The organism is Sphingopyxis sp. GW821-FHT12F08 (assembly GCF_058806755.1).
In genome coordinates this window covers 325997-343800 of record NZ_JBXAQA010000004.1, presented here as the reverse complement: position 1 = coordinate 343800, position 17804 = coordinate 325997, and the positions used below count along the sequence as shown (strand labels likewise).

Sequence of the window (17804 nt, the reverse complement as noted above, 5' to 3'; positions counted from 1 at the left end):
GGACGCACGGGCGATAGCGGAGCGCGGCGAGCCTTGGCAAGCACCAAGCTCAGCCCGCGCCCGCGCGGCGCTCCGCCATCGCCAAAATCTCGGTCGCGGTGGTCGGTTCGATCCCGCGCTTCGCCAGATGTTCGAGCACGACGTCCCACCAGCGGTAGAAGGCGGCGAGGTCGGCGTCGGTGCGGACATAAGGGGTGTTGCCCGGCTGGAGCGAGGGCGAATGGAAGGAGAAGTTGAGCACCGGGAGCCGCTGGGCGACCGCGATGTCGATCGCCTTGCACGCGCGCTCGGCGGGAATGCCCTCGGGCGTGAGCGCGATGCGCTCGGAGAGCCCGAGGCGCGCGAGCGCGGCGCGGCCGCTGGCGCCGGCGCGGTGATAGGCGGGGCGGCCGAGTCCCTTCAGCAGGCCCCCGAAGACCGTCGTCACCGGCACCTCGAGGATCGTCCGGCCGTGCGTCTCGACCCACCAGGGTTTGAGCGGCATCGCGTGATAGTCGGGGCCGTGTCCGCTGCGATAGTCGAAGCCCGAGCGCACCGAGGTGTCGCAGCGGAAGCCGAGGTCGGCGAGCATCGCGGCGGTATAGTCGCCGAGGCCGTAACGCCCGGCGCGATAGACGAGCGGCGGGACGCCGAAGCGATCCCGTATCGCGTCGCGCAGCGCGGTCATCTTGGCGCGCTGGAGTTCGACCGGGAGGTTGCCGGTATAGCTGTTGCGTTCGCCGACCTTTTCGTCGTGCGGCGGGGTGACCCAGGGGTGGAGCTGCGCCCCGATGTCGCAGCGCCCTGCGGCCTGCGCCGCGCCGAGGATGTCGGCCGCGGCGTTATCGGCGACGATCGGCCAGTCGACGAGGTAGATGGGCGCGACCCCCGCCGCCTCGAAATAGCGCTGGCAGTCGGCGAGCGCCGGGACCGAGTCGAGGCGATAGCCGGTACGCGCGAAGGGCGCCGACCAGTCGAAATCCTCTTCGGTGTCGATGGTGACCCAGAAACGCGGGCGCTCGTCCGCGCCGAGCGTCACGACATCGGACGCGTTCGGAGACGCCAAAAGACTTCCGGCCTGCGGCACCGGACTTTCCCCTATGCTCCCGAAGCGCCCCGCTCCGGTCAATCGCCCTGCTGCGGGACCGGCCGGTCCGCAGCAGCGCCCGGACTGGCCGAGGGAAGGTGCAAGGTCAAGGCGTTATGCCCGATATCGAGGCGTCCCCCGGCAGCCCGCGCGAGGCTGTCGACGAGCCGCAGCGAGAAACCGAGGCTGAGGATCGCCGCGCCGGGTGCGTCGCCCTCGGGACTGTAGCTCGGATCGAGCAGGTCGCGCGCGGGGGTGAAGCGGATCGCGACCGGGCGGACGAGGCGGAGCTGCAGCTCGTCCTTCTGCGCGTTGTCGGTGAGCAACTGGCCGACGAGCGAGCCGTTCGATTCGGAGACGTCGACGAGCGCGGTGATCAGGCGGCCGACCATCCGCCGCGCCGCGATATCCTCGACCGCGGCGTGGAACGGCCCGCCGACGCGCGAGATGCTGATCGCGACGCCATGGTCGGCGAGCAGCGGCGCGAGGTCGCGTTCGACCTGCGCGGTGATCGCGCCGATGTCGCTGTGCTCGCCCGCGGGGACCACGGGTTCGGCGGCGGCGCGCGTCGCGGTCTGCAGGTCGTCGATGAGCGCCTGCACCGTGGCGGCATCGGCGACGATCGTGTCGGCCATGGCGCGATAGGTGTGGCTTACGGGGCCGAACATCTGGCCCGAGATGATCTGCGCAAAGCCCGAGATCGCATTGAGCGGGCTGCGCAGTTCGTGGATCAGCTGGCGGATCGAATCGCCGGCATTGTCCTCGACGGGCAGCCCGTAGGGGATTTCGTTGCGCTGCGGGCGCCGCGCGCTGCCGCGATAGCCGCGGAACTGGCCGGTCGACCGGTCGAACCAGGGCAGCGCCGAAAAGCGCCATTCGCCGGCGTCGGCCTCGGCCCCCTCGAGCATCATCCGCGCGTTGATCATTTCGGCACGCTGGCGGAAGGCGCCGGCGGCGACGCCGTCGGTGCCGGGCTCGCCGCCAAGCGCCGCCTCGGCGATCGACAGGCCGATCACCGCGCCGCGCGGAACGCCTTCGACCCAGTGGATCACGCCGTCGGGGCCCGTCTCGAAGAGGAAGGATTCGCGCGCGGGCTGCGCCGGGCGCGGCTCGGCGGCCGTCTGGCCGCGCGCCGACTGATATTTGTCGATGCGGCGGACGAGCTCGCTGATCTGGCTCGGCTCGCTTTCGACCGGCGCGGGCGATTCGGCCGCGGCGGCAACGGGCTCGGCTGGGGGAGCCTCGGCGACGGGCGCGGGCTGCGGCAGCGCGACCGACGCCGCGCCGAGGCTGGCGAGCGCGCGATTGACCCCCTCGGGAAGATCGCCGCGCGCGGCGAGGAAAGAGCGCGCCATTGGCCCGGTCGCGGGCAACAGCGCAAGCCAGTCGGCCTCCGACAGTTGCGCGTCGCGCAGCATCGGGAGCGACACCGCAGGGACGTCGTTGGCGTAGAGCGCGACGATCGGCGCAAAACGGCTGTGCCGCGCGATCGCCGTGGCGCAATCGCGGCGGACGCCCTCGGGGATTTGCGGCCGCAAAACCGCGAGCGCGTGCAGCGAGCGACGAATATCGTCATCGCCCAGTTGATTGCCGCGCTGCGCCAGAATATCGGAGAGCTGCCGCCACGCCGCGACGCACGACCGCCGGTCGGCCGGAGCCTGGCGCAAGATGGTCGCAATCATCGTATCGGCGGTCACGCGGCGCGGGCCCCCACCCTTGTTGTTGGTTAGCGTATGTTTACCGGCTAGCGTGAATCCCGCGGTCATGAAAGCACCTTAACCACGCGCGTCGCATTGTGGGACAATTGCAATCGCCTGAAATATAATTATGGTCTTCGCCATCAGAGGGAAACGGAAGTTACAATGATGGCGAGCCAGAAATTCGATCAGATCGACCTGCAAATCCTGCACGAGCTGCAGAAAGACGGCCGGATGACCAATGTCGAGCTTGCCCAGCTGGTCGGGCTGACCGCCCCGCCATGCCTGCGCCGCGTACGCGCGCTCGAAGAATCGGGGGTGATCCGCAGCTATCACGCCGACCTCGACGCGGCGAAGCTGGGCTATGGCATCACGGTGTTCGCGATGGTCAGCCTGCGCAGCCAGGCCGAGGCCGATCTGAAGGCGTTCGAGGATTATGTCGGCGCGCTGCCCGAGGTGCGCGAATGCTATATGCTGAACGGCGAGATCGACTTTCTGCTGAAGGTGGTCGCGCGCGATTTGCAGAGTTTCCAGTCCTTCCTGACCGCGCATCTGACCTCGGCGCCGAATGTGACGAGCGTGAAGACCTCGCTGACGATCCGGACCGCGAAACAGCTGGCGGGGATTCCGGTCGAGGCTTGAGGGGAGGGCGGTGGCCGGCCCCGGGCGGGCATAAGCGATCCTCCCCCAACGGGGGAGGGGGACCACCCGGAGGGTGGTGGAGGGGCACAGGAGGTTACCGCGGCGCTCAACCGAAGAGCCCCTCATTTCCTTTAGCGAAGCCGTGGTGCACGACCTCGACGGCAAGGCAAACCGCCTGTGCCCCTCCACCAGCTTCGCTGGTCCCCCTCCCCGTGCCGGGGAGGATCGGCACCGTCCGCTCCCCAGCCCCAAGCGGCCATTGAAAGCCGGAACCCGGATCAAGTCCGGGATGACGGAGGAGGACGCTTGGCGTAGAAGCGCACCCCATGACCAAGCACCGCATCTATTCGATCAGCGTCGCGAGCGTGTACCCGCACTATATCGCCAAGGCCGAGAAGAAGGGGCGTAGCAAGGCCGAGGTCGACGAGATTTTCCGCTGGCTGACGGGCTATGACCGGAAGGGGCTGGAGGCCGAGCTGGCAAAAGGGACAAGCTTCGAGGATTTCTTTGCGAAGGCGCCGGCGCTGAACCCCGCGCGGTCGCTGATCACCGGGGTGATATGCGGGATCCGCGTCGAGACTATCGAAGAGCCGCTGATGCGCGAGCTGCGCTATCTCGACAAGCTGATCGACGAGCTCGCCAAGGGCAAGAAGATGGAGAAGATCTTGCGGGGTTAAAGATCCTCCCCTTGGCGCAGCCATGGGGAGGTGGCAGGTCGCTCCGTACCCCACGGCCGCCGTTGGCAGGCGAGTTTGAGACCGACACAGTCGCTCATTTCACTGCACGCGCGTGACCTTCAGCCCCTCGGCCTGCAGCAGCGTCGGCAGCCCGTCCTTGCCGATCAGATGGCCGGTGCCGACCGCGACCAGTAGCGTGCCCGGCCGCTCCATCCGCGCCTTTGCCCATAGGCTCCAGGCGCGGTTGCGCTCGGTGAGGAGCGCCGCGCGCGCCGCCGGGACGGTGTCGACATCCTCGTTGACCATCTTCTCCAGCGTGGCGATATCGCCGCGCGACCAGGCCGCGGTCAGCGCGCCGACCTCGGCGACCGCGTCGCCTGCGCCCGCGGCGGCGTTGGTGAGCAAGGCGCGCTGCGTCGGCGCATCGAGCGTTTCGAAGAACATCAGCTGCGCCTCGGCACTTTCGAGGCCGCTGACCGGCTTGCCCGCGTTCGCGAAGGCCACGGTCAGCCGCGTCTCGACGCCGTTCGCCGGCGATAGTGCGGCGTTCTGCGCGACGCGCTGGCCCATCAGCACCATCACCGCCCAATCGTCGAGCGTATCGCCGCCGAAGGGCTGGCCGGGACCGCTCGCCTCGAGCGCGCGATAGGCGGCGAGCGCGTCGGCGGGCAGGCGGCGGTCGACCGGCAGCGGTGCGTCGCGCGGCGCCAGCCGCTGGAATATGCCGCCGACCTTGGCGAGTTCGGCCGGCGAGAGTTCGAGCACCAGCTCGTCGGCGGCGGCGACGGCATCGCCGACCTTGCCGCCGTCCCAGTCGGTCGCCGCGGGCAGCGCGTGCATCGTGCCGAGCAAATAGAGCCGCGTGTCGTCGTCCTCGACCAACCACATCGCGGGCTTGGCGACCTCATGCTCGGCGGGGGCGCCGCATGCCGCGAGCAGGCACGCCGACAGGGCGGCCGCGGCGCGGCGACCCCCGCGAAGGAACGCGCGCGCGCCGGCGGTCAATAGTCGATCCGCTGCACGGTCAAGCCGCGCTCGGCCAGATAGGCCTGCACGCTCCTGTCGCCCGCGAGGTGCCCGGCGCCGACCGCGACGAAGACGGTGCCGGGCCTGCCCAGCCGCGCCTTGATCGTGCCGGCCCAGCGCGCGTTGCGGTCGAACAGCAGGATCTTTGCGAGTTCGGGGGTTTCGGTCATGCTCTCGTTCATCGTCGCGGCGAGCGCGACGGGGTCGCCCTTCGCCCATTGCGCGACCAAAGTATCGAGCGTCGGGACGACCTTGTCCATGTCGCGCACCACGGTGTCCAGATAGGCGAGCTGCGACGCGTCGGACAGCGTGTCGAAAAAGCCATACTGCTCCTCGACCGTCTCGAAGGCGCCGATCGGCTTGCCGCTCGCCTTCGCGGCGCGCGTCAGCGTCATTTCGGGGCCAAGCTGGGGGTCGTAACCCTGGATCAGCAGCGGCAGCACCGACAGGTTGACCGCGAGGAACCAGGGTTCGTAGGTCTCGAATTTCTCGGGCGGCAACCCGACCGAGACCATCGACGCGGCATAGGCGTCATACGCTTCCTTGCTCATCCGGCTGGCCATCGTGCGTCCCGCGGGATCGATCGCCATCTTCTCGGTCACCGCCTTCACTGCGGCGGGGTTCTCGGGCATCAGCATTTCGAGCATCAGCTCGTCCGAGCCGTCGAACGCGGTCTTCACCGCCTCGTCGAACCAGCCGAGCCCGGGTTTCAGGAAATGAACGGTGCCGAACAGATAGATGGTCGTGTCGTCGTCCTTCACCACCCACAAAGCGGGGTCGGCGTCGACGGTCGGGGCGGCGGCCTCGGCGGGTTCGGCGGCGCGCGCGGCGTTGCTGCCCGGCAGCATCGCGCATTGCGCGAAAGGGATGATCGCGCAGGTCGCGGCGAGGGTCTTGAACAGGCGTTTCATGGCCATGGGAACTTTCGGTCTGAAGGGGGATCCGGCGGGGTCAGCGGAACTTGAACCAGCAATAGACGAGCGCGTTGGCGACCATGCTGGCCAGGAACAGCAGCATCGCGTCGACCGGCGGCGCCAGCCCGGCGCGGTGCAGCACCCACCAGACCGGGCAGGGAAAGACGAAGGCGTAAAAACCCGCCAGCGCGCCGAGATGATAGGCTTGCCGCTCATGGTCGTCGATCGAGCGGTGGTAGACGACCAGCGCGACTGCGAGCCCGGCAACCCACAGCAAAGAGAGGGCGTAGGCGTTGGTCGGCGACAGCGCCGCGTTGCTCACCAGCAGGTCGCCCTCCGACTGCAGCAGGATCGCCGAGACCAGACCCAGCGCGCCCGACCCGATGAGGCTGATCCAGTAGAGCCGCTTGCGCGACGACCAGCTCCGGAAATACGCGGCGTGGCGGCGGACATAGAGCCACATCGCGGCGACACCGAAGGCGATCGCGACCAGCGGCCCGACCCACGACGCGAGGAGCGGGTCGCCCGAATTCAATGCCGCCTGGTTATAGCCGGCGACCCCGCCCGCGAGCATCGCGGTGCACAGGCCGATTGCGATCGGCCAGATCATGTTCGGTGCGCGGGGTTCCTTTGGCTCAGTTGCCATCGTCATTTCCTTCGCCATAATCGAAAATTTCCTCGATCGGCATGTCGAACAGCCGCGCGAGCTTGAAGGCGAGCGGCAGCGACGGGTCGTATTTCCCTGTCTCGATCGCGTTCACCGCCTGCCGCGAAACGTCGAGCCGCTCGGCCAGTTCGGCCTGGCTCCAGTTTCGCATCGCGCGCAGCACTTTCAGCTTGTTGTTCATCGGTGCCTCGCCAGTCCTAGCGTTCGAACCGCCATGGCAAGCCCGGGCGCTGTCGGCAAACGGCAATTTGGGGTCGGCCCCTGCGGCGGGATGGTTCGGTGCGGCATGCATGTCCTGGCTTTCAAGGAGCTGGAGCGCCTTCGGGGAGGAGGGCGCTCCAGCCCGGCTCGCCTGCCGACACCGGGGAGCATCGAACGGGGCAAGACGTCGAACATGGGCTCGCCGCGGCTCAGCGGGCGTTCTGGACCATCAGCAGCGCGAGCTGGGTGCTGCCCGCGGCGCGGGCGATGGCGCGGTCGGCCTGCAGCTTCGCGGCGGCGAGCGCGTCGGCGATGCACTGCGTTTCGCGGGCGCGCTCGGCGGTGCCGCCGATGCCGGTGCGGCACAGGGTGCGCGCGGCGCTCTTCACGCGGGTCTCGAGGCGCTGCTGGTCGCGCGCGGTGGTCAGGTTCAGGTCGGCGATGCGGACTTCGGCGGTGGGCTGCTCGGCGGCGAGCGCGGGGGTCGGGGCGACGGTGAGTGAGAGGGCGAGGATCAGGGTGCGGGTCATCATGGTCATTCTCCTTGGGTCGTGTTGGTCATGGCCACCTGTCTTTGTGTCAGGTGTTGTTGACTATATGTCGCGATTCGCTGACTATGTCAATAACACCTGACAAAAAGTTTTGGACACCTGACAAAGGTCCCGGATTTCGGCGCGCGGGGCGGGGCGCGGAGCCTTGACCCTGACGCTACGCTGGGCCAATGCGGCGGCGATTTTTTGCACCTCCCGAAGGAAAACCGGCCGTGGCCGAGGCGGACGCCAAGCAACCCCTGAGTTTCCAGGACATGATCCTGACGCTGCACGCCTATTGGAGCGCGCGCGGCTGCGCGATCCTGCAGCCCTATGACATGCGCGTGGGGGCGGGGACGTTTCACCCCGCGACGACGCTGCGCAGCCTCGGCCCCGAGCCGTGGAACGTCGCCTATGTCCAGCCGAGCCGGCGGCCGACCGACGGCCGCTATGGCGAGAACCCCAACCGCCTCCAGCATTATTACCAGTATCAGGTGATCCTGAAGCCCTCGCCCGCCGACCTGCAGGATCAATATCTGGGGAGCCTCGCCGCGATCGGCATCGACCCGCTGCTCCACGATATCCGCTTCGTCGAGGACGATTGGGAATCGCCCACATTGGGCGCGTGGGGACTGGGCTGGGAAGTCTGGTGCGACGGGATGGAAGTCACCCAGTTCACCTATTTCCAGCAGATGGGCGGCTTCGACTGCAAGCCCGTCGCGGGCGAGCTCACCTACGGGCTCGAACGCCTCGCCATGTATATCCAGAATGTCGACAATGTGTACGACCTGCGCTTTTCGGACGCGGTCGGTGATGTCGCGGCGGTGAGCTATGGCGACGTGTTCCTCGAGAATGAGCGCCAATTCTCGAAATGGAATTTCGAGGTTGCCGACACCGACAGCCTGTTTGCGGGGTTCAAGGCCGCCGAGGCCGAATGCAACCGCGCGATCGAAGCGGGGGTGCCGCTCGCGGCTTATGACCAGGCGATCGAGGCGAGCCATTTGTTCAACCTCCTGCAGGCGCGCGGCGTGATCAGCGTGCAGGAACGCGCCAATTATATGGCGCGCGTCCGCGATCTCGCGAAGGGCAGCTGCAAGGCGTGGATCGACAGCCAGTCCGAGCGCTGGACCGCAAAATATCCGGGGTGGACGCTGTGATGGCCGCCGCAACGATCCTCCCCCAACGGGGGAGGGGGACCATGCGAAGCATGGTGGAGGGGTACGTGCAGTTGAACGCGGCGGATGCGGGCCCGTGCCCCTCCACCAGCTTCGCTGGTCCCCCTCCCCGTGCCGGGGAGGACCCGCAATGACCGACTTTCTTCTCGAACTGCGCTCGGAAGAAATCCCCGCCCGGATGCAGGCCGGTGCGCGCGCCGAGCTCGAAAAATTGTTCCGTGCGCAGTTGAGCGCGGCAGGGCTCGAAACGGGCGAGCTGACCATCTGGTCGACGCCGCGCCGCCTTGCGCTGATTGCGCGCGACCTGCCCGAGGCGACCGCCGCAGTCAGCGAGGAACTGAAGGGCCCGCGCAGCAGTGCGCCGCCGCAGGCGCTCGAAGGCTTCCTGCGCAAGACCGGCCTTCGCCAAGACCAGCTCGAAGACCGCGACGGCGTGTATTTCGCGGTGATCGACAAGCCCGGCCGCGCGACCGCCGCCGTGCTCGCCGAGGCGATCCCTGCGATCGTCCGGGCCTTCGCCTGGCCCAAGTCGATGCGCTGGGGCAAGGACAGCGCGAGCAGCGAAAGCCTGCGTTGGGTGCGTCCGCTCTCGGGCATCGTCGCGATCTTCGGCGAAGACCTCGTTGCGTGTGAAGTGAGCGGGATTTCTACAGGTTTCGCGACGCGGGGCCACCGCTTCCACTGCCCGGGCGAGATCACGATCGGCTCGGCATCGGACTATGCCGAGAAGCTGCGCGCGTGCCATGTCATCGTCGATCATGAGGAGCGGCAGAGCATTATCCGTAGCGGCGCGGCGAAGGCCGCGACCGATGCGGGGCTGAGCCTCGTCGCGGACGAGGGGCTGGTGATCGAGAATGCGGGGCTTACCGAATGGCCGGTGCCTTTGCTCGGCCGCTTCGACGAAGCGTTCCTGGATGTGCCGCCCGAGGTCATCCAGCTGACCGCGCGGGTGAACCAGAAATATTTCGTGGTGAACGACGCGGGCGGCAAGCTGGCGAACGGGTTCGTCTGTACCGCGAACATCGACGCGGTCGATGGCGGCGCGGAGATCGTCGCGGGCAACCGCAAGGTGCTGGCGGCGCGGCTTTCGGACGCGCGCTTCTTCTGGGAACAGGACCAGAAGAAGACGCTCGCGCAGCACGCCGAGAAGCTGGCGAACATCACCTTCCACGAAAAGCTGGGGACCGTTGCCGACAAGGTCGAGCGCGTGGCGAAGCTGGCGCGGTGGCTGGTCGAAGAAGGCATCGTAAAGCCCTCTCCCCTTCAGGGGAGAGGGTTGGGAGAGGGGGCCGAAGCGGCTTCCGTTCCGGCCGATGTCCCCCTCTCCCCGGCCCTCTCCCCTGAAGGGGAGAGGGAGATTCTGGCCGACCAAGCCGAACTCGCCGCGCGTCTGGCCAAGGCCGATCTCGTCACCGAAATGGTCGGCGAATTCCCCGAACTACAAGGCCTGATGGGCGGCTACTACGCCCGCGCCGAAGGCCTGCCCGATGCGGTCGCCGACGCGATCCGCGACCATTACAAGCCGGTCGGGCAGGGCGACGACGTGCCGACGGCGCCGGTGACGGTGGCTGTGGCGTTGGCGGATAAGCTGGACAGCTTGGCTCAGTTTTTCTTTGAAGGCATTGCCCCGACCGGTTCAAAAGATCCATTTGCGCTACGTCGAGCGGCGCTCGCAGTCATTCGCACGATTGAGGCAACGTCTATAAGGATGCCAATCCTTGTCTCCTCTCGAATGGCGATGGGATTACGGGTTATCGACGATAAAGCAGTTAAAACTGCTGCGACGGAGCTCAGGTCGAAGCTTATGTTTGGCGAGTTATCGCGCAACGACAATGGCATTGCATCTGCGTTTCAAGCTATCAATGAGGCCGAGCGTGGCGCCCATAAACAGCGTTTTGAAGCGCAGTTTACAGCCATCTGGCCAGCTGCCGCAGAACTTCTCGACTTCTTCGCCGACCGCCTCAAGGTCCAGCAGCGCGAAGCCGGCGTCCGGCACGACCTGATCGACGCGGTGTTCGCGCTTGGCGGCGAGGATGATCTCGTTCGCCTGCTCGCTCGCGTGAAGGCGTTGCAGGCGTTCATGGCGACCGAGGACGGCGCCAACCTGCTCGCGGGCTACAAGCGCGCGGCGAATATATTGAAGCAGGCGGATATCCCCGTCGCCCCCGCGGAGGCGGGGGCCGCTGGGGTTAGCGCGCCGAACACAACGGCCCCCGCCTTCGCGGGGGCGACGGATGTGGATCGGGCTCTCCTCGCCGCGCTCGACGCCGCCGAGCCCGCCGCCTCCGCCGCGGTCGCCGAGGAGCGCTTCACCGATGCCATGGCCGCGCTCGCCAGCCTCCGCGCGCCGATCGATGCATTTTTCGAGGGCGTGATGGTCAACGACCCCGACGAAGCGGTCCGCGCCTATCGCCTCGGCCTGTTGTCGCGCTTCACCGGCGCGGTGCACGGGGTCGCCGATTTCTCGAAGATCGAGGGCTAGAGGCCCAAGCGATGGAGCAGGAATTTCCTGTCTGGCTGGCCTTTCTCTTCCCGGTCTTCTTCGTCGCGCTGTGGGTGCTCGTGACGCGCGTCATTTCGTGGCTGGGCTGGTCGGCGCTCGCGCGCCGCTTCGCTTTCGACCGTCCGCTTCCGGACGATGCGACGCGCTACGGCTCGCAATCGCTCTCGGTCGGCGATTCCCTCTTCACGATCGCCAACTACAGCAATTGCATGAATATCTGGATCGACCAGCGCGGCATTTACATGCGGCCACAGCTCATCTTCCGGCTGTTCCATCCGCTGCTGCACATCCGCTGGGACCAGATCGCCGAGGTTGACGTGCGGACGGGATTCTTCAACGGCCGGACGCGGCTGGTCTTTCGCGCCGATGCGCCCGTGGTCGCGATGCGCGGCCGTTCGGGCCGCGCGGTCGCCGAGCGATGGCATTCGTATGGCGGAGGCAGCCGCGCCTGAAGCCGCTAAAGGAAAACTGAATCGACGATAAGGGGCAACGTCCCTATTCCCCGCCAACCTCCTCCCCGGGGCAGCAGGAGCATGAAATGACGAGCATGGTGCATTTGTTCGGCGGCGCGGCCACCACGGCCGAGCGGTCGAAGGAATTGCTGGGCGGCAAGGGGTCGAACCTCGCCGAAATGGCCTCGATCGGCTTGCCGGTGCCCCCGGGCTTTACGATCACCACCGACGTCTGCACCCAATATTACACCAATGGCGAGCAGTTCCCCGCGGGCCTGGTCGAAGAGGTCGCCGCGGGCATCGCGCATATCGAGGGCATCACCGGCAAGCGCTTCGGCGATGCCGCCGACCCGCTGCTCGTCTCGGTCCGTTCGGGCGCGCGCGTGTCGATGCCGGGGATGATGGACACGGTGCTCAACCTGGGGCTCAACGACGCGACCGTCGTCGGGCTGTCCGAAGCGTCGGGCGACCCGCGCTTCGCGTGGGACAGCTATCGCCGCTTCGTCCAGATGTACGCCGACGTCGTCATGGGCCTCGACCATGCCGAGTTCGAGGAAGCGCTGGAAATCGCCAAGGAAGACAAGGGCTTCTATCTCGATACCGAGATGTCGGCCGAGGATTGGCAGGCCCTCGTCAAGGAATATCAGGCGATCGTCGCGCGCGAGACCGGCGCGCCCTTTCCGCAGGATCCGAACGACCAGCTGTGGGGCGCGGTCGGCGCGGTCTTCGCGAGCTGGGAGAGCGACCGCGCGAAAGTCTATCGCCGGTTGAACTCGATCCCCGCCGAATGGGGCACCGCGGTCAATGTGCAGGCGATGGTGTTCGGCAATATGGGCGACACCTCGGCGACCGGCGTCGCCTTCACGCGCGACCCCGCGACCGGCGAGCGCGCCTGGTACGGTGAATGGCTGATCAACGCGCAGGGCGAGGACGTGGTCGCGGGCATCCGCACGCCGCAATATCTGACCAAGGTCGCGCGCGAGAAAGCGGGCGCCAAGCCGGCGTCGATGGAAGAAGCGATGCCCGAGACCTTCGGCGAATTGGGCCGCGTCTTCGACACGCTCGAGACGCATTACCGCGACATGCAGGACATCGAGTTCACCGTCGAACGCGGGACGCTCTGGATGCTGCAGACGCGCTCGGGCAAGCGCACCGCCAAGGCGGCGCTGAAGATTGCGGTCGACATGGCCGCCGAGGGGCTGATCACCGAAGAGGAGGCCGTCGGCCGCGTCGACCCCGGCGCGCTCGACCAACTGCTCCACCCGACGCTCGACCCCAAGGCGCCGCGCGACGTGCTGACCAAGGGGCTTCCCGCCAGCCCCGGCGCCGCGTCGGGCAAGATCATGTTCACCGCCGATGGCGCCGAAAAGGCCGCCGAAATGGGCGAGGCCGTGATCCTCGTCCGTGTCGAAACCTCGCCCGAGGACATCCACGGCATGCACGCGGCGAAGGGCATTCTGACCGCGCGCGGCGGGATGACCAGCCACGCCGCGGTCGTCGCGCGCGGCATGGGGCGTCCCTGCGTCTCGGGCGCGGGCGGGCTGTCGATCGACGGTGCGGCGCGGGTGCTGCGCGTCGGCGGGCGCGAGCTTCGCGAAGGCGATATATTGACCCTCGACGGCTCGACCGGCGAGGTGATGGCGGGCGAGGTTCCGACCTTGCTGCCCGAACTGGTCGGCGATTTCGGCACGCTGATGGTCTGGGCCGACAAGGTGCGCCGGATGAAGGTGCGCGCCAACGCCGAAACCCCGCAGGACGCGCAGGTCGCGCGCGATTTCGGCGCCGAGGGCATCGGGCTGTGCCGCACCGAGCATATGTTCTTCGACGCCGCGCGGATCACCGCGGTGCGCGAGATGATCCTCGCCGACAGCGAAGCCGGCCGCCGCGCGGCGCTTGCGAAATTGCTCCCCGAGCAGCGCGGCGACTTTGCCGCGATCTTCGGGGTGATGGCGGGGCTGCCGGTGACGATCCGCCTGCTCGACCCGCCGCTCCACGAATTCCTGCCGACGCGCGAGGAGGATTTTGCCGATGTCGCCGCAGCCGCGGGCGTCGGCATCGAGGCGCTCAAGGCGCGCGCCAACGAGCTCCACGAGTTCAACCCGATGCTCGGCCATCGCGGCTGCCGCCTCGGCGTCACCTACCCCGAAATCTACGAGATGCAGGCGCGCGCGATCTTCGAGGCGGCGTGCGACGTCGCCGCCGAAACCGGCGCCGCGCCGATCCCCGAGGTGATGATCCCCTTGGTGGCGACGCGCCGCGAATTCGACCTGATGAAGGCGGTGGTCGATGCGCAGGCCAAGGCGGTGTTCACCGAAAAGGGCCGCGAGATCGCCTATCTCGTCGGCACGATGATCGAACTGCCGCGCGCCGCGCTGATGGCGGGCGAGATCGCCGAAAGCGCCGAATTCTTCAGCTTCGGGACCAACGACCTGACCCAGACGACGATCGGGATCAGCCGCGACGACGCGGGCCGCTTCCTGACGCAATATGTCGACAAGGGCATCTTCCTGACCGACCCCTTCGTCAGCCTCGACGTCGAGGGCGTCGGGCAGCTGATCGAGATCGCCGCCGACCGCGGTCGCGCGACGCGCCCGAACGTCAAGCTCGGCATCTGCGGCGAGCATGGCGGCGACGCGCCGAGCATCCATTTCTGCGAAAAAACCGGCCTCGACTATGTCAGCGCCTCGCCTTACCGTGTGCCGATTGCACGGCTGGCGGCAGCACAGGCGGCACTTAAACGGGGGTAGGGCGCGATGAAGAGCTGGCACCGCTATGCGATCACTCTGGTGGGCGGGATAGCGGTGGGGCTCGGCGCCACCTGGTCGCTGACCAGCGCCGGCTTCAGTGGCGGCGCGATCGTCAACGGGCCGTGGTCGACCTCGCTAGGTTACGGCACCAAGGCGACCGACGCGCTGACCCGCGCCCGCGTGGCGCGCGGCGGCCTGCTCGCGCTGCCCGCAACCGAAACCGTCTATTGGGCCGCGAAGACCGACGCTGCGGGCGCCGCACTCGACGGCAATTGCCGCTACAGCCTGTCGGGAAGCCCGCTCGACGCCCGCTGGTGGAGCGTCACCATCTACGACACCAGGGGCTATATGGTCGCCAACGCGGCGAACAAATGGTCGGTCAACGGCGCCAATGTTGCGCAGGGCGCCAAGGGCGAATGGCGCGTGACCATTTCGCCCGACAAGCCCGCGGAAGGGGCGTGGCTGCCCGGCACCAAGGGCCAGCCCTTCCACCTGACGCTGCGCATGTACAATCCCGGCACGGCCTTCCGCGCCGATCCCGAGAAGGCAGTGCTCCCGCGCCTCGTGAAGGAGGGCTGCTGAGATGCGCGCCTGGCTCGGTCCGCTGATCTTCGGCCTGATCGTCGCCGCGGCGACGGTCTGGGCGGCGATCTCCTATGTGCCTTATGCCCTGATGAATGTCGCGATGGACCGGCTGGGGCAGGAGGGCACCAACCACATGGCCTATGGCGCGCTGGCGACCGCGGCGCGCCAGCCGATCGTGCGGCCGAGCCCCGACCTTGCCTATTCCAGCTGCCCCTACGACCTGTCGGCCGGCCCGCTCGCGATCGACGTCACCCCGGTGCCGGGCCGCTACAGCTCGCTCAGCATCTTCGACGCGGCGACCGACGTCATCTTCGTGCGCAACGACGTGCAGGCGGGCGGCAAGCCCTATCGAATCATCGTCGCGCGCGACGGGCAGGCGGTGCCCGCGGGCGCCGAAGTGGTGCGTACAAGCCATGACCGCGGCATCGCGCTGATCCGCCTGCTGCTCAAGGATCCGGGGGAAATCACCCGGCTCGACGCAGCGCGGCGGCAGTCGTCCTGCGCCCCGGTCACAAATCCGAAATAGGGGGTTGCGCCCCCGCGCGCTCCCCCTTAAAGGCGCGTCTCCACGCACCCGTAGCTCAGCTGGATAGAGCACCAGACTACGAATCTGGGGGTCGGACGTTCGAATCGTTCCGGGTGCGCCATTTCCCTCGACGACGCGATACGAGGCCGATTTTCGGCACCGAACGATTCGCGCCGAATCGCCGGCGGGCCGCGTCGGCGGCTTCCGTTTTGGCCGCGAGGCCCGATGCAAGTGGATGAATACCCCGGGCAATACGTCCGAAACGTCTCGCGGTTGTTGATCGCGGGGCCTGTTATACCCCCCAGGCAGACGTCCGTGGCCGCTCCCGCGATCCCTCGCTTCATAGCGTGATTCGCGGCCGGTTTACAGCATTGTCATTATGCCGATCGGCAATCGCCGATTGTGCCGATCCGCGCGTTCTTTCAGCCGGCGCTGGCGGTCACGATCCACGCGGCGCCGCCGATCAGGATCGAGGTTTCGCCGGGCTGTGCGGCGAAGGCGGCGCGCGCCGCCTCCACCGCCTTGGCGCGCACATCATCGGCCTGACCCGCCAGCGCGCGCGACAGCGGACCGACCGCGAGCGCGAGCTGCAGCGCATCCTCGATCGCCGCCGCGCGCGTTGCGCCCTCGCCATAGGGGATCGCCTTGTCGAACGGCGCGACCTCGATATCGGCAAAGCCCGCTGCCGACAGGATCGCCCGGACCCGTTCCGGATCGGCGAAGGCGAAGGGCCCGGGGGCGAGCGGATCGACCGCGGGCGGCGCCACGAGGTCGCGGATCGCCGTTATAGGCAGGCGTACCCAGTCGTTTTCCGCCGCCGCGCGCCAGCAGACGAAGGCGAGGCGTCCGTTCCTTTTCAGCGCCGGCCGCATATGCGCGAACGCCGCGACGGGATCGTCGAAGAACATCACTCCGAAGCGCGAAAAGAGCAGGTCGAAGCGCGCGGGCGGCAGCGCCGCGGTCGCCGCATCGGCGAGGCGGAAGGTGATCGGCGCTCCGGCGAGGGCCGCAGCCTCGGCGCGTGCGACGAGTTGCGGCGAGATATCGACCCCCAGCACATGGCCACCGGGGCCGGTCCTGGTGGCGAGGGCAAAGCTCGTCGCGCCGGCGCCGCAACCGACGTCGAGGATTCGCTCGCCCGGCGCGATCTCGGCGGCGTCCATCGCGGCGTTTCCGAACGCCTCCAGCATCAGGTCGAGCCGCTGCTGGTGGAGGACCCAATTGTCGCCGCTGGCGCCGGCCCATTCGTGCGTGGATATCTGCCCAGTTATTGCCATTTTGATTTCCTTATTGAGAATTATTCGCAACTACGCGATGCGGACGTGGCGGGCAAGCCCGCGCATAGCTATGCCTGGTTGCCAGCTGCGGGGCCATGGGACAGTCTGGCGTCCGGGATAAGGCGCGGCCGCGCAAGGGAGAGATATGAGCGACAAGATCGTCACCGTCGACATCGGCGGCACGCATGCGCGTTTCGCGATCGCCGAGGTGGCGAACGGACGCTGCGTCGCGCTCGGCGAGGCGGTGACGCTGCACACCAAGGATCATGCGAGCTTCCAGACCGCGTGGGAGGATTTTGCCCAGCAGCAGGGCGGCACGCTGCCCCGCGCCGTCGCGATCGCGATCGCCGGGCCGACACGCGGCGAGGTGATCCGTTTCACCAACAATCCGTGGATCATCCGCCCGGCGCTGATCGGCGAGAAGCTCGGCGTCGATCGTTCGGTGCTTGTCAATGATTTCGAGGCAGTGGGCCATGCGGTGGCGCAGGCCGACCCCGGCTATTTCGAGACGCTCTGTGGCCCCGACGTTCCGCTGCCGGGCAGCGGGACGATCAGCGTGATCGGCCCCGGCACGGGCCTCGGCGTCGCGCATATCTGGCGCGACGGCGCTGAGTACCGCGTCCAGGCGACCGAGGGCGGGCATATCGACTTCGCGCCGCTCGACAGCATCGAGGATGCGATCCTCGCGCGGCTCCGCAAGCGCCACCGCCGCGTGTCGATCGAGCGCATCGTCTCGGGCCCCGGCATCGTCGACATCTATGAGACGCTCGCCGCGATGGAAGGGCGCGCGGTGACGCCGCTCGACGACCGGACGATCTGGACTAACGGCACCAGCGGCACCGACAGCCTCGCCGCCGCCGCGATCGACCGCTTCTGCCTGTCGCTCGGCAGCGTGTCGGGCGACCTGGCGCTGGCGCAGGGCGCGAGCGGGGTGGTGATCGCGGGCGGGCTGGGCCTCCGCATCAAGGACAGCCTCGTCAAATCGGGCTTCCCCGAACGCTTCGTCGAAAAGGGGCGCTTCGAGGGCTTCATGGCGGCGCTGCCGGTCAAGCTGATCACCCACCCGCAGCCGGGTCTGTTCGGCGCCGCGGCGGCCTTTGCGCGCCTTTATCCCTGACG

At 67.8% G+C, this 17804-nt stretch carries 17 protein-coding genes and 1 tRNA gene; 10 read left to right on the top strand and 8 right to left on the bottom strand.

The window, feature by feature from the left end:
• Window positions 1-49 precede the first annotated feature (49 nt).
• Together AC1RNQ_RS13585 and AC1RNQ_RS13580 are read right to left on the bottom strand one after the other, a co-directional pair.
• Window positions 50-1045: a polysaccharide deacetylase family protein gene (locus tag AC1RNQ_RS13585; RefSeq protein WP_493171705.1), complete on the bottom strand. Its 996-nt coding sequence runs from the start codon at window positions 1043-1045 to the stop codon at window positions 50-52.
• Between the two features lie 59 nt (window positions 1046-1104).
• A complete protein-coding gene (locus AC1RNQ_RS13580) occupies window positions 1105-2832 on the bottom strand; it encodes a histidine kinase dimerization/phospho-acceptor domain-containing protein (protein WP_493171704.1) in 1728 nt (575 codons plus the stop codon).
• Between the two features lie 99 nt (window positions 2833-2931).
• Here AC1RNQ_RS13580 and AC1RNQ_RS13575 point away from each other — a divergent pair, with 99 nt between their 5' ends.
• Together AC1RNQ_RS13575 and AC1RNQ_RS13570 are read left to right on the top strand one after the other, a co-directional pair.
• Window positions 2932-3405, top strand: coding sequence for an Lrp/AsnC family transcriptional regulator (locus AC1RNQ_RS13575; RefSeq protein WP_493171910.1), 474 nt, complete (start codon window positions 2932-2934; stop codon window positions 3403-3405).
• Window positions 3406-3731: 326 nt separating this feature from the next.
• On the top strand, window positions 3732-4082 hold the full coding sequence (locus AC1RNQ_RS13570; protein WP_493171702.1) for a DUF2200 domain-containing protein: 351 nt from the start codon (window positions 3732-3734) through the stop codon (window positions 4080-4082).
• Window positions 4083-4181: 99 nt separating this feature from the next.
• Here the strand turns inward: AC1RNQ_RS13570 and AC1RNQ_RS13565 are convergent, their stop codons facing one another.
• The 5 genes from AC1RNQ_RS13565 to AC1RNQ_RS13545 all read right to left on the bottom strand — a co-directional run bounded on the left by AC1RNQ_RS13565 (window position 4182) and on the right by AC1RNQ_RS13545 (window position 7423).
• A complete protein-coding gene (locus AC1RNQ_RS13565) occupies window positions 4182-5087 on the bottom strand; it encodes a TraB/GumN family protein (RefSeq protein ID WP_493171700.1) in 906 nt (301 codons plus the stop codon).
• Window positions 5084-6019 (bottom strand): TraB/GumN family protein, encoded by a 936-nt coding sequence (locus AC1RNQ_RS13560; protein WP_493171698.1) that lies wholly within the window; start codon window positions 6017-6019, stop codon window positions 5084-5086. The genes AC1RNQ_RS13565 and AC1RNQ_RS13560 overlap by 4 nt, the downstream gene beginning before the upstream one ends.
• Window positions 6020-6059: 40 nt before the next feature.
• On the bottom strand, window positions 6060-6668 hold the full coding sequence (locus AC1RNQ_RS13555; protein ID WP_493171696.1) for a hypothetical protein: 609 nt from the start codon (window positions 6666-6668) through the stop codon (window positions 6060-6062).
• The gene (locus tag AC1RNQ_RS13550) at window positions 6658-6870 is read right to left on the bottom strand and encodes a helix-turn-helix transcriptional regulator (RefSeq protein WP_493171694.1); all 213 of its coding nucleotides are present in this window, start codon (window positions 6868-6870) and stop codon (window positions 6658-6660) included. Before AC1RNQ_RS13550 ends, AC1RNQ_RS13555 begins: the two co-directional genes overlap by 11 nt.
• Window positions 6871-7099: 229 nt before the next feature.
• Window positions 7100-7423 (bottom strand): UrcA family protein, encoded by a 324-nt coding sequence (locus tag AC1RNQ_RS13545; protein ID WP_493171692.1) that lies wholly within the window; start codon window positions 7421-7423, stop codon window positions 7100-7102.
• Window positions 7424-7695: 272 nt separating this feature from the next.
• Here AC1RNQ_RS13545 and AC1RNQ_RS13540 point away from each other — a divergent pair, with 272 nt between their 5' ends.
• The 7 genes from AC1RNQ_RS13540 (at window position 7696) to AC1RNQ_RS13510 (ending at window position 15529) form a co-directional block, all read left to right on the top strand.
• Complete coding sequence (locus AC1RNQ_RS13540) at window positions 7696-8577, top strand: glycine--tRNA ligase subunit alpha (protein WP_493171908.1); 882 nt, start codon at window positions 7696-7698, stop codon at window positions 8575-8577.
• A gap of 148 nt (window positions 8578-8725) precedes the next feature.
• Window positions 8726-11077, top strand: a complete 2352-nt coding sequence (gene glyS / locus AC1RNQ_RS13535) for a glycine--tRNA ligase subunit beta (protein WP_493171906.1) — start codon at window positions 8726-8728, stop codon at window positions 11075-11077.
• An 11-nt stretch (window positions 11078-11088) separates the two neighbouring features.
• A complete protein-coding gene (locus AC1RNQ_RS13530) occupies window positions 11089-11550 on the top strand; it encodes a hypothetical protein (protein WP_493171690.1) in 462 nt (153 codons plus the stop codon).
• Window positions 11551-11636: 86 nt separating this feature from the next.
• Window positions 11637-14297, top strand: coding sequence for a pyruvate, phosphate dikinase (gene ppdK / locus AC1RNQ_RS13525; RefSeq protein WP_493171688.1), 2661 nt, complete (start codon window positions 11637-11639; stop codon window positions 14295-14297).
• 6 nt (window positions 14298-14303) lie between these two features.
• Complete coding sequence (locus AC1RNQ_RS13520) at window positions 14304-14879, top strand: DUF1214 domain-containing protein (protein WP_493171687.1); 576 nt, start codon at window positions 14304-14306, stop codon at window positions 14877-14879.
• 1 nt (window position 14880) lies between these two features.
• Window positions 14881-15408 carry a DUF1254 domain-containing protein gene (locus AC1RNQ_RS13515; RefSeq protein WP_493171685.1) on the top strand — a complete coding sequence of 176 codons (528 nt, stop codon included), beginning with the start codon at window positions 14881-14883 and terminating at the stop codon, window positions 15406-15408.
• Between the two features lie 44 nt (window positions 15409-15452).
• A tRNA-Arg gene (locus AC1RNQ_RS13510) sits at window positions 15453-15529 on the top strand.
• A 301-nt stretch (window positions 15530-15830) separates the two neighbouring features.
• On the opposite strand, the gene AC1RNQ_RS13505 is transcribed toward AC1RNQ_RS13510, so the two are convergent.
• Window positions 15831-16685: a class I SAM-dependent methyltransferase gene (locus AC1RNQ_RS13505; RefSeq protein WP_493171683.1), complete on the bottom strand. Its 855-nt coding sequence runs from the start codon at window positions 16683-16685 to the stop codon at window positions 15831-15833.
• Between the two features lie 145 nt (window positions 16686-16830).
• Between AC1RNQ_RS13505 and AC1RNQ_RS13500 the strand changes: the two genes are divergently transcribed.
• On the top strand, window positions 16831-17802 hold the full coding sequence (locus AC1RNQ_RS13500; protein ID WP_493171681.1) for a glucokinase: 972 nt from the start codon (window positions 16831-16833) through the stop codon (window positions 17800-17802).
• Window positions 17803-17804: the final 2 nt, after the last annotated feature.

Bases quoted from the DNA above. Each gene is read 5' to 3' on its own strand.
- AC1RNQ_RS13530 (WP_493171690.1), top strand. From the start codon at position 11,089: ATGGAGCAGGAATTTCCTGTCTGGCTGGCCTTTCTCTTCCCGGTCTTC.
- glyS (WP_493171906.1), top strand. From the start codon at position 8,726: ATGACCGACTTTCTTCTCGAACTGCGCTCGGAAGAAATCCCCGCCCGG.
- AC1RNQ_RS13500 (WP_493171681.1), top strand. From the start codon at position 16,831: ATGAGCGACAAGATCGTCACCGTCGACATCGGCGGCACGCATGCGCGT.
- AC1RNQ_RS13570 (WP_493171702.1), top strand. From the start codon at position 3,732: ATGACCAAGCACCGCATCTATTCGATCAGCGTCGCGAGCGTGTACCCG.
- AC1RNQ_RS13520 (WP_493171687.1), top strand. From the start codon at position 14,304: ATGAAGAGCTGGCACCGCTATGCGATCACTCTGGTGGGCGGGATAGCG.
- AC1RNQ_RS13555 (WP_493171696.1), bottom strand. From the start codon at position 6,668: ATGGCAACTGAGCCAAAGGAACCCCGCGCACCGAACATGATCTGGCCG.
- AC1RNQ_RS13545 (WP_493171692.1), bottom strand. From the start codon at position 7,423: ATGATGACCCGCACCCTGATCCTCGCCCTCTCACTCACCGTCGCCCCG.
- AC1RNQ_RS13550 (WP_493171694.1), bottom strand. From the start codon at position 6,870: ATGAACAACAAGCTGAAAGTGCTGCGCGCGATGCGAAACTGGAGCCAG.
- AC1RNQ_RS13505 (WP_493171683.1), bottom strand. From the start codon at position 16,685: ATGGCAATAACTGGGCAGATATCCACGCACGAATGGGCCGGCGCCAGC.
- AC1RNQ_RS13580 (WP_493171704.1), bottom strand. From the start codon at position 2,832: ATGACCGCGGGATTCACGCTAGCCGGTAAACATACGCTAACCAACAAC.
- AC1RNQ_RS13575 (WP_493171910.1), top strand. From the start codon at position 2,932: ATGGCGAGCCAGAAATTCGATCAGATCGACCTGCAAATCCTGCACGAG.
- AC1RNQ_RS13560 (WP_493171698.1), bottom strand. From the start codon at position 6,019: ATGAAACGCCTGTTCAAGACCCTCGCCGCGACCTGCGCGATCATCCCT.
- ppdK (WP_493171688.1), top strand. From the start codon at position 11,637: ATGACGAGCATGGTGCATTTGTTCGGCGGCGCGGCCACCACGGCCGAG.
- AC1RNQ_RS13540 (WP_493171908.1), top strand. From the start codon at position 7,696: ATGATCCTGACGCTGCACGCCTATTGGAGCGCGCGCGGCTGCGCGATC.
- AC1RNQ_RS13515 (WP_493171685.1), top strand. From the start codon at position 14,881: ATGCGCGCCTGGCTCGGTCCGCTGATCTTCGGCCTGATCGTCGCCGCG.